The 15,581-nt window shown below is 65.0% G+C and carries 15 protein-coding genes; 9 read left to right on the forward strand and 6 right to left on the reverse strand.

Going from position 1 to position 15,581, the window contains the following annotated elements:
- Positions 1 to 10 precede the first annotated feature (10 nt).
- The 3 genes from CR152_RS11245 to CR152_RS11255 all read left to right on the forward strand — a co-directional run bounded on the left by CR152_RS11245 (position 11) and on the right by CR152_RS11255 (position 3,851).
- Positions 11 to 1,564 (forward strand): alpha/beta hydrolase family protein, encoded by a 1,554-nt coding sequence (locus CR152_RS11245; protein WP_167399888.1) that lies wholly within the window; start codon positions 11 to 13, stop codon positions 1,562 to 1,564.
- Between the two features lie 212 nt (positions 1,565 to 1,776).
- A complete protein-coding gene (locus tag CR152_RS11250) occupies positions 1,777 to 3,135 on the forward strand; it encodes an SGNH/GDSL hydrolase family protein (RefSeq protein WP_099874989.1) in 1,359 nt (452 codons plus the stop codon).
- Positions 3,136 to 3,170: 35 nt separating this feature from the next.
- Positions 3,171 to 3,851 (forward strand): OmpW/AlkL family protein, encoded by a 681-nt coding sequence (locus CR152_RS11255; protein ID WP_208640111.1) that lies wholly within the window; start codon positions 3,171 to 3,173, stop codon positions 3,849 to 3,851.
- A gap of 46 nt (positions 3,852 to 3,897) precedes the next feature.
- Here CR152_RS11255 and CR152_RS11260 read toward each other — a convergent pair whose 3' ends face one another.
- The 3 genes from CR152_RS11260 to CR152_RS11270 all read right to left on the reverse strand — a co-directional run bounded on the left by CR152_RS11260 (position 3,898) and on the right by CR152_RS11270 (position 6,264).
- Positions 3,898 to 4,209, reverse strand: coding sequence for a hypothetical protein (locus CR152_RS11260; RefSeq protein ID WP_099874991.1), 312 nt, complete (start codon positions 4,207 to 4,209; stop codon positions 3,898 to 3,900).
- A 256-nt stretch (positions 4,210 to 4,465) separates the two neighbouring features.
- Positions 4,466 to 5,662 (reverse strand): acyl-CoA dehydrogenase, encoded by a 1,197-nt coding sequence (locus CR152_RS11265; RefSeq protein ID WP_099874992.1) that lies wholly within the window; start codon positions 5,660 to 5,662, stop codon positions 4,466 to 4,468.
- 92 nt (positions 5,663 to 5,754) lie between these two features.
- Positions 5,755 to 6,264, reverse strand: a complete 510-nt coding sequence (locus CR152_RS11270) for a flavin reductase family protein (protein WP_099874993.1) — start codon at positions 6,262 to 6,264, stop codon at positions 5,755 to 5,757.
- Positions 6,265 to 6,406: 142 nt separating this feature from the next.
- On the opposite strand from CR152_RS11270, the gene msrA reads away from it, so the two are divergent.
- From msrA to CR152_RS11290, 4 genes are all read left to right on the forward strand, one after another.
- Positions 6,407 to 6,946 (forward strand): peptide-methionine (S)-S-oxide reductase MsrA, encoded by a 540-nt coding sequence (gene msrA / locus CR152_RS11275; protein WP_099874994.1) that lies wholly within the window; start codon positions 6,407 to 6,409, stop codon positions 6,944 to 6,946.
- A 36-nt stretch (positions 6,947 to 6,982) separates the two neighbouring features.
- A complete protein-coding gene (locus CR152_RS11280; protein ID WP_099874995.1) occupies positions 6,983 to 8,044 on the forward strand; it encodes an HD domain-containing phosphohydrolase in 1,062 nt (353 codons plus the stop codon).
- A 3-nt stretch (positions 8,045 to 8,047) separates the two neighbouring features.
- Positions 8,048 to 10,330, forward strand: a complete 2,283-nt coding sequence (locus CR152_RS11285) for a hybrid sensor histidine kinase/response regulator (RefSeq protein ID WP_229413349.1) — start codon at positions 8,048 to 8,050, stop codon at positions 10,328 to 10,330.
- A 339-nt stretch (positions 10,331 to 10,669) separates the two neighbouring features.
- Positions 10,670 to 11,491, forward strand: coding sequence for a collagen-like domain-containing protein (locus CR152_RS11290; RefSeq protein ID WP_157778439.1), 822 nt, complete (start codon positions 10,670 to 10,672; stop codon positions 11,489 to 11,491).
- Here the strand turns inward: CR152_RS11290 and CR152_RS34640 are convergent.
- Entirely contained in the window at positions 11,488 to 11,610 is a 123-nt protein-coding gene (locus CR152_RS34640) for a hypothetical protein (protein ID WP_267876235.1), read from the reverse strand. The two genes, CR152_RS11290 and CR152_RS34640, sit on opposite strands and share 4 nt — an antisense overlap.
- Before the next feature lie 66 nt (positions 11,611 to 11,676).
- Between CR152_RS34640 and CR152_RS11295 the strand changes: the two genes are divergently transcribed.
- Both CR152_RS11295 and CR152_RS11300 read left to right on the forward strand, forming a co-directional pair.
- A complete protein-coding gene (locus tag CR152_RS11295; RefSeq protein WP_099874997.1) occupies positions 11,677 to 12,234 on the forward strand; it encodes a DUF6445 family protein in 558 nt (185 codons plus the stop codon).
- Positions 12,235 to 12,258: 24 nt separating this feature from the next.
- Positions 12,259 to 12,612: a hypothetical protein gene (locus CR152_RS11300; RefSeq protein WP_099874998.1), complete on the forward strand. Its 354-nt coding sequence runs from the start codon at positions 12,259 to 12,261 to the stop codon at positions 12,610 to 12,612.
- 454 nt (positions 12,613 to 13,066) lie between these two features.
- On the opposite strand, the gene CR152_RS11305 is transcribed toward CR152_RS11300, so the two are convergent.
- Both CR152_RS11305 and pdxH read right to left on the reverse strand, forming a co-directional pair.
- Positions 13,067 to 14,302 (reverse strand): class I SAM-dependent methyltransferase, encoded by a 1,236-nt coding sequence (locus CR152_RS11305; protein WP_099874999.1) that lies wholly within the window; start codon positions 14,300 to 14,302, stop codon positions 13,067 to 13,069.
- A 49-nt stretch (positions 14,303 to 14,351) separates the two neighbouring features.
- Positions 14,352 to 15,554: a pyridoxamine 5'-phosphate oxidase gene (pdxH, locus tag CR152_RS11310; RefSeq protein ID WP_099875000.1), complete on the reverse strand. Its 1,203-nt coding sequence runs from the start codon at positions 15,552 to 15,554 to the stop codon at positions 14,352 to 14,354.
- Positions 15,555 to 15,581: the final 27 nt, after the last annotated feature.

Consider the following 15,581-nt stretch of genomic DNA (forward strand, 5'->3'; position numbering starts at 1 on the left):
CGGACTAAACATGCGCCTCGCCTTTGCTGCCCTCCTCACCCTATCATTAACGGCTTGTGGAGGCAGCGACGACGCGCCTGCCCCGACGCCGACGCCCACCCCGACGCCTACCCCGACCCCGACTCCCACCCCGACGCCAACACCCACCCCGGCGCCGGCGCGCGGCAGCGTGATCGGCGGCGGCGCCGCCGTGATGCCGGTCAGCGCCAACGGCGCCAACATCACGACCCTGGAGCCGGCCGTGTTCAGCAAGCTGCTCGACACGCTCAAGGGCGGCACCACGGCCCTCACGGGCGACCTCAAGTGCGCCGTGACGACCTACAAGGTGCGCTACAACACCGTCGGCGGCATCAGCGAGGCGACCGACGCCAGCACCGCCATCATGGTGCCGTCCGGCAGCGCTCCCGAGTGCAGCGGCGCGCGTCCGGTGCTGCTGTACGCGCACGGCACCACGTCCGACCGGAACTACGACATGTCGACCCTGAGCAGCACCGAGTCGCGCCTGGTCGCCGCCATGTTCGCCGCGCGCGGGTTCATCGTGGTCGCGCCCAACTACGCCGGCTACGACAGCTCGACCCTGGCTTACCATCCGTATCTCGATGGCGCCCAGCAATCGAACGACATGATCGATGGCTTGCGCGCCGCGCGCAGCGTGTTCGGCGCCGTCAAAACCAGCGACTCCGGCAAGCTGTTCGTGACCGGCTACTCGCAGGGCGGCTACGTGGCGGTCGCCACCCAGCGCGCCATGCAGAACCTGGCCGGTGAATTCAAGGTCACCGCCGCGGCCGGCATGTCCGGTCCGTATGCGCTGGCCCAGTTCGGCGACGACATGTTCAACGGCAAGCCAGGCAAGGGCAGCACCGGTTTCCTGCCGGCGCTGATCAATGCCGGCCAGCGCGCCAACGCCGGTGTGTACGGCGCCGCCAGCGACCTGTACGAAGCCCCGTTCGCCGCTGCGGTCGACAAATTCGCCAGCGGCGCCATTACCGTGGAAGAATTGCTCAAGACCCCGGGCTGGCCCGACAACGCCCTGTTCGCCAAGGATTCGCAGCCCCAGGCCGACGGCTACGGCGACGCGTTTGGCAGCGGCAACCTGTTCAAGACCAGCTACCGCAACGCCTACTTGGCCGACCTGAAAGCCCATCCGTGCAGTGTCACGGCCGGGGCCCCGCTGGCCTGCGCGCCCGGGCATCCGCTGCGCAAGCTGTTCGTCAAGAACGACCTGCGCACCTTCGCCCCGGCGGCGCCGCTGCTGCTGTGCGGCGGCCATGAAGACCGCACCGTGTCCTACCTGAACACGCGCGCCGCGGTCGACTATTTCCGCGCCGGCAGCGCCGCGTCGATGGTCACCGAGGTCGATCTCGACGATACCCCGGGCAGCACCGATCCGTACCGCTCGGTGAAGGTCAACTTCGCCACCGCCAAGCTGGCCGTCAAGCTCGACGCCATCAAGAGCGGCGAATCGGGCGAGCGCGCCGTGGCCGACAACTACCACGCCGGACTGGTGGCGCCGTTCTGCCTGAGCGCCGCGCGCGGCTTCTTCAACGCCGCGCTCGCGCCCTGATCGCATCGTCGTCACGCCTAAATTAGCGCACGGTTGCCGGGAACGATTGATATAATCCGGCAACTTTTTTATGCTGCGTCTTCTGTTGCACTGAACTGACATTCTGCCAAGGTGTTTTCCTATACAAGTAAGGGGAAGACTGGCATATTAGTTAGGTAGGGAAAAGCACGGGCGTTCGTTTAATAAAAATATAAATTTCACCAGGAGACACAATGCGTCACACAAATTTTGCGCTGGCTTTGCTCACCGCAGCGGTACTGAGCGCTTGCGGCGGCAGCGAAACCGGCAATCAGGAACTCAAAACCAAATTCTCATCCCAGGTCTCGTTCGGCGACAGCCTGGCGGACGTGGGCACTTACAACGTCGGCACGGTCAAGAACGTCGGTGGCGGCAAGTACACCATCAATGGCGACAACACTGCCAAGAACCCTGCACTGACTGGCAAGAACTGGACCGAATTCATGGCGGCCCAGTTCGGCCTGCCCGCACCGTGCCCGGCCCAGACCGGCCTGGACGGCGACGCCAGCAAGGGCTTTTCGGTCCCCGTGGTCAACAACAACGCTTGCCTGAGCTATGCCCAGGGCGGCGCGCGCGTCACCAATCCAGTCGGGCCCGGTCACAAGCTGACCGGTTCGGCTATCGGCCAGCTGACTGTGCCGATCGCCACCCAGGTTGCCAACCACCTGTCGCGCAACGGCGGCAAGTTCAAGGGCGATGAAGTGGTGCTGATGATTGGCGGCGGCAACGACGCCCTGGCCATGCTGGGCGAACTGGCGGTCAACGCCCCGGCAGCCGGCAAGGCCGCGGGCAGCAAGGCTTTCGCCGCCAACCTGACCGGCCAGCTGGCCGCCGGCGCGACCGATCCGGCCGCAGCCGCGCAAGCCATCGGCGGCGCCATCATGGCCGAATCGCAGCGCCCCGGATCGACCCAGGAAAGCATCGTTGGCGCTGCCGTCCAGGCCGCTGCAACCCAGCCGGGCAACCAGATGGTCGGCCAGGAATCCGTGTTCGGCCCGATGGTCGCCAAGGCCAAGGCTGCCGGCGAAGCCGAAGGCGCCAAGGCCGGTGCCGCGTACGCCGCCGAGCAAGGACCGAAGATGATTGCCGCGATGGGCGTGGCAGGCGATGAAATGGCGGCACTGGCGAAAACCCAGGTGGTCGGCAAAGGCGCCAATTTCGTCGTCGTCAACAACCTGCCTGACCTGGGTCATGCCCCGGCGGCAACGGCCAAAGGCGCGCCGCAGGCGCTGATCATCGCCATGGTCGACAAGTTCAATGCCCACCTCAAGGCGGGCGTGTCTGGCGAATCGAAAATCCTGTATGTGGACCTGTGGGCCATCAGCAACGACCAGATCGTCAATCCGGCGCCGTACGGCCTGAGCGAAACCAAGAAACCGGCCTGCGGCGACAATGCCCTGGGACACACCGCGCTGGCTTGCAACAGCACCAACACGATCGCAGGCGATGTCAGCCGCTACATGTTCGCCGATGACGTCCATCCGACCCCGTTCGAAAATTCGCTGATCGCGAAATACGTGGCCGAGCAGATGATCGTCAAAGGCTGGCTGTAATCCGGCCGCACACATAATAAGAACCTGGAGAAAAAATGAAATTACGTATGAATAGCGTCGGCAAGGCAATTGCCGCTGCGGCCGTGATGGCTGTCGCGTCGGGCGCATCGGCGCAGTCGGCCGGCCAGTGGACCGCCAAGGGCGGTGTCGCCGAGATCACCCCGAAGGTCAAGAGCGGCGACGTCAGCGCCCCCGCGCTGCCGGGCACCAAGGCCGCCATCGGCTCCGATACCAAACCGGTGTTTTCGTTTGCCTACGGCGTGACCGACAATGTGTCGCTCGAGCTGGACCTGGGCATGCCGTTCAAGCACACCTTGTACGGCGACGGCGCCATCAAGGGCACGGGCGAACTGGGCACGGTCAAGGCACTGCCGCCGACCTTCCTGGTCCAGTACCGTTTCTTCAAGCCGGAAGCGATGCTGCGGCCGTACTTGGGCGCGGGCATCACCTACGCCTATTTCGCCAAGGAGACCGGTTCCGGGCGCCTGACCGCGATCAGCGACATCGGCGGTCCGCCGACCACCTTCAAGGTCAAGAACAAGCTGGCCACCAGCCTGCAGCTCGGCCTGGTGTACAACATCAACGACCGCTGGTTCGCGGACGTGGCGTACATCAAGAGCTTCCTGAAGACCAAGGTCGATTTCTCGTCGGGCCAGACGCAGGACATCACGCTCGATCCGCAAGTGATCAGTGTCGGGATCGGCTACAAGTTCTGATGTAGAAAAACCCGCTTCGGCGGGTTTTTTCATGGCGGGCACCTTGTTATCTCAGAATGCCGAAGGTGTTCGCCACCCTGACGGACGCGGTTTTCAGCAACTGCGCGTCAAGACCGAGTTCGTCCCAGGAAAAATTGAGTTCGACCACGTGCGGCGTGGTCCGGCAGAAATCCGGATTGACGCGCACGATTTCCAGCGCCAGCGTGGATCTTCCCGGCGCACCTTTGGGCATGCGCACCTCGAAGTCTTCTTTCTTCGTGCAGCCGGTGGACTTGACCCACAGTGTCAGGCTTTTCTCGTCAAATCTGATACCGTGCAAGCGTTCCAGTTCTTCTTTTCGCGAAACCGAGGTGTCCATATTATTCTCCATTTGAAAGAATGCTCAAGTGAGCGAAGCGCTGCGCCCGCGGCGTCGCCATGGCATGCAGCTTCGTCTCCCTTGCCTTGGAGACGTGGCGTTAGCGAATGATAGGAAAAGCGCCGTCCCCGGCACTTAATCTGGATCACGATCCCGGCGGTCAGACTCGGCCGCAACGGTGTCCTGGACATGAATGAGGGACGAAAAAAAACCCGCCGCGGCGGGTTTCTCGTGTTGCGTGCGCTTCTCGTGTTTTTTATTGGAAAGCCTGGATCCCGGTCTGCGCGCGACCCAGGATCAGCGCATGGATATCGTGCGTGCCTTCGTAGGTGTTGACCACTTCCAGGTTGACCATGTGACGGATCACGCCGAACTCGTCCGAAATGCCGTTACCACCCAGCATGTCGCGCGCCACGCGGGCGATGTCCAGCGACTTGCCGCAGGAATTGCGCTTCATCATCGAGGTGATTTCCACCGCCGCCGTGCCGGCATCCTTCATGCGGCCCAGCTGCAGGCAGCCTTGCAGGCCGAGGGTGATTTCGGTCTGCATGTCGGCCAGTTTCTTTTGCACCAGCTGATTGGCGGCCAGCGGACGGCCGAACTGCACGCGGTCCATGGTGTACTGGCGCGCGGTGTGCCAGCATGCCTCGGCCGCACCCAGCGCGCCCCAGGCGATGCCGTAGCGGGCCGAATTGAGGCAGGTGAACGGGCCTTTCAGGCCGCGCACGTCCGGGAAAGCGTTTTCTTCCGGGCAGAACACATTGTCCATGACGATCTCGCCCGTGATCGAGGCGCGCAGGCCGAACTTGCCGTGAATCGCAGGCGCCGTCAAGCCGGCCATGCCTTTTTCCAGCACGAAGCCGCGGATCGCGCCTTCATCGTCCTTGGCCCAGACCACGAACACATCGGCCACCGGCGAATTGGTGATCCACATCTTCGAGCCGCTCAGCGAGTAGCCGCCAGCAACCTTCTTGGCGCGCGTGATCATCGATCCCGGGTCGGAACCGTGGTTCGGCTCGGTCAGGCCGAAGCAGCCGATCCATTCGCCGGTCGCCAGCTTCGGCAGGTATTTCTGGCGCTGCTCTTCGGTGCCGAATTCATAGATCGGCACCATCACCAGCGACGATTGCACGCTCATCATCGAGCGGTAGCCCGAATCGATGCGCTCGACTTCGCGCGCGATCAGGCCGTAGGCCACGTAATTCATGCCCGGACCGCCGTACTGCTCGGGGATGGTCGGTCCCAGCAAGCCCAGATCGCCCATTTCGCGGAAGATGGTCGTGTCCATGCGCTCGTGGCGGAACGCTTCGAGGATGCGCGGCGCCAGCTTGTCCTGGCAGTACGCGGCGGCGGCGTCGCGCACCATGCGTTCATCATCGGTGAGCTGAAGATTGAGCAACAGCGGGTCGTCCCAGTGGAATTTGGCTTTGCTGGGCGCATCGGATCGGGTCATGGCGGTTCCTGTCTCTGTTTTAGTATTGGCGAATGGTGGGAATGGCTGGATAAACCAAACTTGTATAGACTGCTTTTGGGGTGATGCGGATTTTACCGCGTTTGGGTGCTGCCGAATTGCCCGCCGTGAAAAATGAGCGAGGCTTGCGGCTGCACCGCGCACTCTTCGACTTCGCCCACGAAAATCACGTGGTCGCCCTCGGGATAGCGGCTGCGGTTGTGGCACTCGAACCATGCCGACACGCCCTTCAAGATGGGCTGGCCGGTGCGCGAGAGCTCGTATTCGATGTCGCCGAACGGGTTTTCGCTGCGCTTGGCGAAACGCTGCGCCAGGTGGGCCTGGTCGGCGCCGAGCACGTTGATGACGTAGTGCGAGTTGCCGCTGAAGATGGGCAAGCTGTTGGCAACATTGCCTAGACTCCACAATACCAGTGGCGGGTCGAGCGAGACCGAATTGAAGGAGCTGGCCGTCAGGCCGCGGAAGCTGCCGTCGGCCAGGCGCGTCGTGATCACGGTAACGCCGGTGGCAAACTGCGACAGTGCTTGGCGAAATTGCGCCGTGTCGAATGCGCGCGTATCGGCGCGGGGTGAGCTAGTGTTCATTATTGCCCTGTGGTTTATGCCATTATGCCAAATTTTGGCGCTCCCCGGCTTTTCCGGCGCCGCCGGCCGGCCCGATTGCAGGTGCATGCCGGGTCGCTTTGCGTTACAGTTATCCCATATCAATAAGTCAGCGGGGTGCGCCATGACCAACCAATCCGGGATGCAAGTCGCCATTCTGGGCGGCGGCTGCTTCTGGTGCCTCGAAGCGGTCTTTCTGGAAGCGCGCGGCGTGCTCAAGGTCGAGTCCGGTTACATGGGCGGCCACGACGACAATCCGACTTACGAACAGGTCTGCGCCGGCGCCACCGGGCACGCCGAAGTGGTGCGCATCGTGTTCGATGCCGGCGCCATCGAGTACCACGACCTGCTCGAAATTTTCTTCACGATCCACGATCCGACCACCCTGAACCGCCAGGGCAACGATGTCGGCACCCAGTACCGCTCCGTCATTTTCGTCGATTCGCCCGAGCAGGAAGCGACCGCGCGCCAGGTGATCGCCGAAATGGCGTGTGTATGGGACGCGCCCATCGTCACCCAGGTGCAGCCGGCCGGAACCTGGCACAAGGCCGAAGACGAGCACCAGAACTATTTCAGCCGCCATCCGCTGCAGGGCTATTGCGCGCTGGTGGTGGCACCCAAGGTCACCAAGTTCCTGACCACCTTTGCCGGGCGCCTCACATGACGCCCGCCAGCCCCACCTCGTAACCCGGGATTTGCCATGAAGGTAGTGATCGTCGACGACACGCACATCAATCTGGTCCTGATGTCGCGCCTGATGGAAAAACTGCCCGGGGTCGTGACGGTGGCCTTCCAGTCGGCGCACGAGGCGCTGGCGTGGTGCCGCGAGCACCCCTGCGACCTGCTGGTGCTCGACTACCTGATGCCGGACTTGAACGGGCTCGACTTCATTGCCGCACTCGGCGGCGACGCGCCAGGCGACGCGCGCGACCGCCCGCCGGTGCTGATGGTCACGGCCAGCCAGGATGTCGACATCCGCCACCGCGCGCTGGAAAACGGCGCCAACGATTTTCTGATCAAGCCGATCGACAAGGTCGAATTCCTGGCGCGCATCCGCAACATGCTCGAACTGCGGCGCGCCACCCTGGCCCTGCAAAGCCGCGCCAGCTGGCTGGCCAGCGAGGTGGGCAAGGCCACCGCCGAACTGCGCGCGCGCGAACAGGAAACCATCCTCCTGCTGTGCCGCGCCTCGGAGTACCGCGACCCCGAAACGGGCGCCCACATCCAGCGCATGGCGCACTACTCCTGCCTGATCGCGGCCGCACTGGGCCTGTCGAACCAGGAACAGGAATGCATCCTCAACGCCGCGCCCATGCACGATATCGGCAAGGTCGGCACGCCCGACCACATCCTGCTCAAGCCGGGCCGCCTCACCCCCGACGAGATGGACATCATGCGCCAGCACGCGGCGATCGGCTACAACATCCTCAAGGCCAGCGAAGCGGGCATGCTGCAGCTGGCCGCGGTGATCGCCCACACCCACCATGAGCGCTTCGACGGCCAGGGCTATCCCAACGGCCTGGCGGGCGAGGCTATCCCGCTGGCGGGGCGCATCGTCGCCGTGGCCGACGTGTTCGACGCCCTGACCAGCGTGCGCCCGTACAAGAAGGCCTGGACCCTGGACGCGGCGCGCACCTACCTGCTGGACAACAGCGGCAGCCATTTCGACCCCCGCTGCGTGGACGCGCTGATGCGGCGCTGGCCGGCGGTGCTGGAGATCCGCGCCCGCTTTTGCGACGCCGCCCGCCAGGACGCGGCCTGACGCATGCGCCACCAGCGACTGCTGCGCCAGCTGCGGCGCACGCTCGGCGTGAGCAGCGAACGGGCCTTGCAGGAGCGCCTGGGCGGCCTGCGCGCGCTGGGCGACCCGGCCCTGGCCGAAGGCCTGGCCGCCTTGCTCGACGCCGTCTCGCGCAGCTACGAGGAATCGGACCGCGACCTGCAGGTACGCACCCGCATGCTCGAGATCAGCTCGGACGAACTGATCGGCGCCAACGACCAGCTGCGCGCGGAAGCGGCGCGCCAGGATGAAGTGCTGCGCTCGCTCCAGGCGAGCCTGGGACGCCTGGCCAGGCCGGCCGATCCCCAGGCAGGCGGCGCCGACCTGCTCGGCATGACGCGCGCGCTCGAACAGCTGGTGCAGCAGCGCGAAAGCGCGCGCGAGCTGACCGAACAGATTCTCGACCAGCTGCCGATCCCCGTGTTCCTGAAAGACCGGCAAGGGCGCTTCGTGCGCTTCAACCGCCAGTTCCAGGAATTCGCGCGCCGCAGCCGGGCCGAGATCGAAGGGCGCACTATCGATGACGTCGGCCCGCGCAGGTGGGCCGGCCAGACCCGCGAGGAAGACGAGCAGGCCTGGCGCACCGGGCGCATGGTCACCAGCGAGCGCCGCCTGGCCAATCTCGACCCGCCGGTCGACGTGGTGGTCAGCCGCATCGTGATCCACAGCGGCGGCGAATCGTACCTGCTGGGCTTTTCGATCGATGTCAGCGAACAGCGCGCCGCGCGCGACGCCATGCAGCGCGCGGTCGAATCGGCGCAGGCGGCCAGCCGCGCCAAGAGCGATTTCCTGGCCAACATGAGCCATGAAATCCGCACCCCGATGAACGGCATCCTCGGCATGACCGAACTGGTGCTCGAATCGGGGCTGGCGCCGCAGCAGCGCGAAGACATCGAACTGGTCAAGGGCTCGGCCGACGCGCTGCTGAGCATCATCGACGACATCCTCGATTTTTCCAAGATCGAGGCGGGCAAGCTCGATATCGACGACGTGCCGTTCGACCTGGGCAAGCTGGTGCGCGAAACGCTGCGCTCGCTGGCCCTGCCGGCGCGCCAGAAAGGGCTGGCGCTGGCCTGCGAGCTGCCGCCGCACCTGCCGCGCGCGCTCAAGGGCGACCCCGGCAGGCTGCGCCAGGTGCTGATCAACCTGCTGGGCAATGCGATCAAGTTCACCAGCGAAGGCGGGGTGACGCTGGCCGTGACGCTGCGGCGCGTGTCGGAGCAACGCTGCGACGTCGAGTTCGCGGTGCGCGACACCGGCATCGGCATCGCGCCGGACCAGCAAACCCTGATCTTCGACGCCTTTTCCCAGGTCGACGGTTCGACCACGCGCCAGTACGGCGGCACCGGCCTGGGGCTGACCATCTGCCGGCGCCTGGTGCTCCTGATGCAGGGCGACATTTCCGTCAGCAGCGAAGCGGGCCGCGGCAGCGTGTTCCGCTTTCGCGTGCCGCTCGGGCAGACGGCCGCCGCGCCGGTGGAGGCGCCGGCGCATGGCCGCGCGAGCGTATCGGCGGCGCTGCCGGCTACCGTGCCGCCGGTGCAGGCGGGCCGCCTGCACATCGTGCTGGCGGAGGACAATCCGGTCAACCAGCGCCTGGCGCTGCGCCTGCTGGAGAAAATGGGGCATCGCGTGACCGTGGCCGACAACGGCCTCGATGCGCTCGAACACGCGCTGCACGGCGGCGCCGACCTGGTGCTGATGGATGTGCAGATGCCGGGCCTCGATGGCATGTCGGCCACGCGCGCCATCCGCCGTTGGGAAGCGGCGCACGGCGGCCATGTGGCGGTGGTGGCCATGACGGCGCGCGCGATGCAGGGCGACCGCGAGCGCTGCCTGGAGGCCGGCATGGACGACTATCTGTCCAAGCCGCTCGACAGCGCGCGCCTGCGCGAGGTGCTCGCGCGGTTTCATGGCCGGCGGCCCGGCGCGGTACTGGACTGGCGCGGCGCCTTGCTGCGCCTGGACGGCGACCGTGAGCTGCTGCACGAACTGGCCGCCCTGTTCATCAGCGACGGACCGCAGCTGTTCGATGCGCTCGACCAGGCGCTCGCCGCCGGCGACACCGGCACCGCCCAGCGCGCCGCGCACAGCCTGCGGGGCGTGCTGGTCAACTTCGGCGCCCGGCGCGCCATCGCCTGCACCGAACGGATCACGGCGAACCTGCGCGACGCCGCCCCGGCGCCGCCGGCACGCGCGCTGGCGCACGACCTGGCCGCCGCGCTCGACGATGTGTATGCGGCGCTGGGCAGCTACCTTGCCATCTGACACGTTCTGTCCGGCCGGAAAATTTTCCTGACCGCTTGCTGCGTCACACTCTTTTTCCGCGATCGCCATGCTGCGCGCAATGCCGCTGCCGGCCTTTTGTCGCCTGTTCATTCAGCTAGGGAAGGCCCTATACGAATCGTCAGGTTCCCCCGCATCGCAGCCAGCTTATTCTGAGTCATGCCTACTGCTCTCGGGATTGAGCACGATGCTGTTCCAGCCTCGGATCTGCTTGCCAAGGTTGTTATCGTTACCCGGGGCTCCGCAGGAGTTTCGGGTCACGGCCAATTTTTCTCAACGCGTCATTTTTGGTTTTTTTCAAATCTAGAGGAGTGCACGGACATGAATGAACAAGGCATGGTGTTATCGCTTAACGACGATCAGATTCGCCAGATTCAAGCCCTCAGCGGCCAACGTATGACATCGATCCGGATTGTCCCCGACTTCCCTGGCGTGCAGGGTGCGCAGGCGCTGCAGGGCCTGCAGGGATCGCAAGCGTTCCCCGGGGTGCAGGGCTACCAGGGTGCCCAGGGATCGCAGTTCGTCCAAGGCTACCAGGGACCGCAGGCATTCCAGGGTGCTCGGGGACCGCAGGCATTCCAGGGACCGCAATCGCTCGTGGGCTACCAGGGCCAGCAAGCCGTTCTGGGACCGTTCGGATTCCAGGGCGGCGTCGGGCCGGTTGGCTTCCAGGGACCGCAGGCAGTGTTTGGCTTCCAGGGAGCGCAGGGCGTCCAGGGACCGTTTGGCTTTCCCAGCGTCCAGGGGCCGTTCGGATTTCCGGGCTTCTATGGGCCGGCCGGTTTCTTCAATCCATTCGGATTCCCTGGCATGCAAGGGCAGCAAGGGGGCCAGGGTCCGCAAGCATTCGTGGGCATCCAGGGCCCGCAGGGCTTCTTCGGGCCGCTAGGATTCCAGGGCGCCGTGGGACAGCAGGGCTTCCAGGGGCCGCAGGGCGTCCTCGGTTTCCAGGGTTCGCAGGGCTTCCAGGGGCCGCAAGCCTTCCAGGGCTTCCAGGGTGCGCAGGGATTCCAGGGTGTGCAAGGCCAGGGCTTCCAGGGATTCCCGGGCTTCCCGGGCGTACAGGGGTTCCAGGGCGCGCAAGGTCAGGGCTTCCAGGGTTACCCGGGCGTGCAAGGATATCCAGGCTATCAAGGGTATTAAAAGGCGACGCCGCGCGGGTGCTGCTTGCCCGGTAAGCGGCTTTCGCTGGCCTGAGTGATGCGGCATCGCCCAGGCCATTTTTGCTCCTTGACCGACACATGCACGGAAGGATTGATCATGTCAGCCCGGACTCCGAACAGCCCCGCGAACAGCCCCGCAGTTGCGCACAGACTGTGATGTGAACCATGCGCGAATCCATCATTGTCACCGACGATTTTTATCAGGACCCCGTGGGGGTGCGCGCGTTTGCCCTGCGCCAGGATTTTTCCGTCAAGGGAAATTACCCGGGTGCGCGCACCCAGGCGTTCCTGCACGATGAGCTGGCGGCGGCCATTCAATCGGTGGTCGGGCTGCCCATCACGTACTGGCCGCGCGACACCTACAACGGTGCCTTTCAGTACAGCGTCGCCACCGACCGCACCTGGGTGCATGCCGACCACACCACCACCTGGTCCGGCGTGCTGTACCTGACGCCGAACGCGCCCGCGTCAGCCGGTACGGCTTTTTTCCGCCATCACCAGAGCGGCAACGAGACGTATCCGGCCGATGAGGCCCAGCGCCGGCAATGCGATGCCGACGCCGGCGTGTGGGACCGCTGGCAGGTCACCGACCAGATCGGCAACCGCTTCAACCGCCTGATCCTGTTTCGCGGCCAGCGCTTTCACTGCAGCCGAGGCCATTTTGGCGAAACCAAGGAAAACGGCCGGCTTTTCCAGACTTTCTTCTTCAACACGACCTATTAAAAGCATATAAAAAGGGAGCTTATTGTGAATACATCAGAGTTATTCTTTCCGGCCGGATGGCTGGCCCTGAGCAGCGAGCAATCGGCACACATCAAATCGGTACTCGGCAAGGACGTCACCGCCGTTCCGGTTTATAACGTCGTGGCATGCGGCGCGAACAACGGCTACCAGCCTTTGAATGCGGTACCCGGGATGGCCTGCCTGGTCGTTCATGAAGCCATGCAGTCGCAACTGGACGCGCAGGGCGAGCAGGTGAGGGCGCTGCCGGGCGACACCCAGCAATTGCATGAGCACCAGCAGTTTTCCTCCGATTCCAGGGTGCCGGTGCGCTCTGGCGAAGAGGATGCCGCCAAGAACGCGAAGCTCAAGCCAAAGTGACCCGGACGAGCTGACAAGGTGGGCCTGGCACAGGCCCACTGTTGTCGACGCCCGGCCCGGGCACGCGATCGAACGCGCCGCATCCGTGCCGCACGCGCGCCGCGGCACCGGGCGCGCGGCACGCCACCACGCGGGCGCCTCATGCATTAATGCCGCTAAGTTAAGCCGTTATCTGACCACAAACTCACAAACCGTCATTCCCGCGCCAAGGCGGCACTCGGCGGGAATCCAAGTTCAATGAGCCGCCTGCAACTGCGCTACGGAATTGGATTCCCGCCTGCGCGGGAAGTCATTTCTGCCAATGGCAGGAATGACGGAGCTTGCGTTATCGCATTTACCCCTGGACTTGCCTTGTTCCACGGAATTCGAGAAGTTTCTTAGTAACTGGAACCTGCGCGGGAAGTCATTTCTGCCAATGGCAGGAATGACGGAGCTTAACTTAGCGGCATTATCCTCATGCCTGGGCGTACATATAGCGGCGCGACCACGGTATCGCCGCCGGATCGCGTCCCGCCTTGCCGCACACCACCTGATACAGGCTGATCCAGTCGTGCGTGAACGCATGCGTGCACCCGGCCAGATACACCTGCCAGATGCGAAAGCGGCGCGCATCGGTCATGCCTTTGATGCGCTGCGCATTCGCCTCGAAATTGTCGGTCCACATGGCGCACGTGCGCGCGTAATGGCGGCGCAGGTTTTCCACGTCGCGCACTTCCAGTCCGCCTTCCTGCATCGCCTGGATCACCGTGCCCAGATGCGCCAGCTCCCCGTGCGGAAATACATACCGGCTGATGAATTCGCCGCCCCCGTTCGGCGCGCCGTGGCTGTCCGGATCGGTCGTGGTCAGGCCATGGTTCATGGCCACGCCATCGGGCGCGAGCAGGGTGGCCATGCGCCGGAAGTACGCAGGCAGCTGGCGCACGCCCACATGCTCGAACATGCCCACGCTGGTGATGCGGTCGAATTGCCCGCCCACATCGCGGTAATCCTGCAGGCGGATCTCGACCAGCCCGCCCAGCCCGGCGCGTTCGACCTGCGCGCGCGCCAGCCAGGCCTGGTTGTCGGACAGGGTGATGCCGACGCAGCGCGCCCCGTAGCGCTGGGCCGCGCGGATCGCCAGCGCGCCCCAGCCGCAGCCGATGTCGAGCAGGCGATGGCCGGGCCGCACGCCGATCTTGGTGAGGATATGATCGATTTTCTTGACCTGCGCCTCGGCCAGCGTTTCGTCGCCATTGTCGAAATAGGCGCACGAATACACCATGCCCGGATCGAGCCAGGCGGCGTAGAACTCGTTGGAAACATCGTAGTGATAGCGCACGGCGGCGGCGTCGCGCTGACGCGTGTGGCCGCGCGCCAGCGCGCCGAGCAGGCGCCCCAGCCCGAGTGCGGGCAGCGCTGTGCGTAGATTTTTGGCGACTGCATTGCCGGCCAGCGCGTTGACGACGGCAATCATGTCGTTCGCGCTGCCGCTGACATCGATCGCCCCTTCCACGTACGCGCGGCCGAGGTTGTACAGCGAGGGCGAGAGCAGGTAGCGCAGCGCGCGCGCGTGCGGCACATGCACCGTCACGCGCGGCGGATCGGGCGAAAAATCGAGGCGCTGCCCGTTCCACAGCTCCACCCGCAGGGGCAGCGAAGGCTGGCTGCGCAAGCCTTCGCTCCAGGCCCTCAGTCTGATCTGGTTGAACACGCACACCTCCGGCCGATAGCGGCAGGCCCGTGTGCGTGCACACGTCCTGCTAAGGTTGCAACCGTTCGCGCGCCCAGCTGCCATCGCTTTGCAGCGTGTACACGATGCGGTCGTGAAAGCGCGAGCGGCGCCCCTGCCAGAACTCGATCCGTTCAGGTACCAGGCGGAAGCCGCCCCAGTTGTCGGGACGCGGCGGCTGCTCGCCGTATTGCTTGGCTACTGCCTCGTAATTTTGTTCCAGTACACCACGATTGGCGATCGGCTCGCTTTGCGCCGACGCGATCGCAGCCAGCCGGCTTTTCAGCGGCCGGCTGTGGAAATACTTGTCGCTTTCTTCCACTGAAGTGCGCTCTACCTTTCCTTCGATCCGGATCTGGCGTTCTAGTTCCGTCCAAAAGAACAGTAATGCCGCATGCGGGTTGCCGGCCAGCTGGCGCCCCTTCTGGCTGTCGTAGTTGGTGTACCAGGTAAAGCCGCGCGGATCGAACTGCTTGATCAGCACGATGCGGGAGCTCGGCCGGCCCTGGTCGTCCACCGTCGCCACGCTCATCGCGTTCGGCTCGTTGACCTGGGCCTTGAGCGCTTCGTCGAACCAGGTCGTAAATTGCACGAACGGATCGTCCGCCACGTCGCCCTCGTTCAGGCTGGCCTGGCCGTAATCCTTGCGCAGGCTGGCCACGGCGTCGCCGGTGGCGCTGGCGGGCGCCGCCACGGCGGCCGGAACGATGCCGCGCCGCTGCTGCATCGCCAGGCCCAGGGTGGCCATCTGCTCGGCGCTGAACAGGCGCTTGGCCATCGGCGCGATATGGCTTTCCTCGCGCTCCATGTGGGCGCGGTAGGTCGCGGCGAAGTGCTGCACGCCGTGCTCGCGCAGCACGGCGGCGCTGCCGCTGGCGATCGCGCTCAGCTGCTCGTGCAGGTCTTGCCACATGCCATCCATCTGGCGGTGCTCGTCGAGGATGCCGGGCACCAGCTCGGCCAGCAGCTCGGCGTCGGCCCCGCTGGCGCTGGTGCGCAGCATCGGCACCAGGTTCTGTTCTTCATCCTCGTGATGCAGGGGCGCGGCCTGGTCGAAATACTTCATCACCGCGCGCGCCGCCTGGCGCGCCTCTTCGTCGGCGCCGTGGCTGGCCAGGTGCGGCACCAGCTTTTCCAGGGTCGCCAGCTGTTTGCGGATGCGGTCGTGGCAGTGTTTCAGCACCGCGATCGGCTGGTCGAAGCCGGGGGCGCTGTCGGGCAAGGCGTTGCTCATTGGGATTTCTCGCTTGTGGCTGGTGGC

The sequence above is a fragment of the Massilia violaceinigra genome, assembly GCF_002752675.1.
Lineage (GTDB): Bacteria > Pseudomonadota > Gammaproteobacteria > Burkholderiales > Burkholderiaceae_D > Telluria_A > Telluria_A violaceinigra.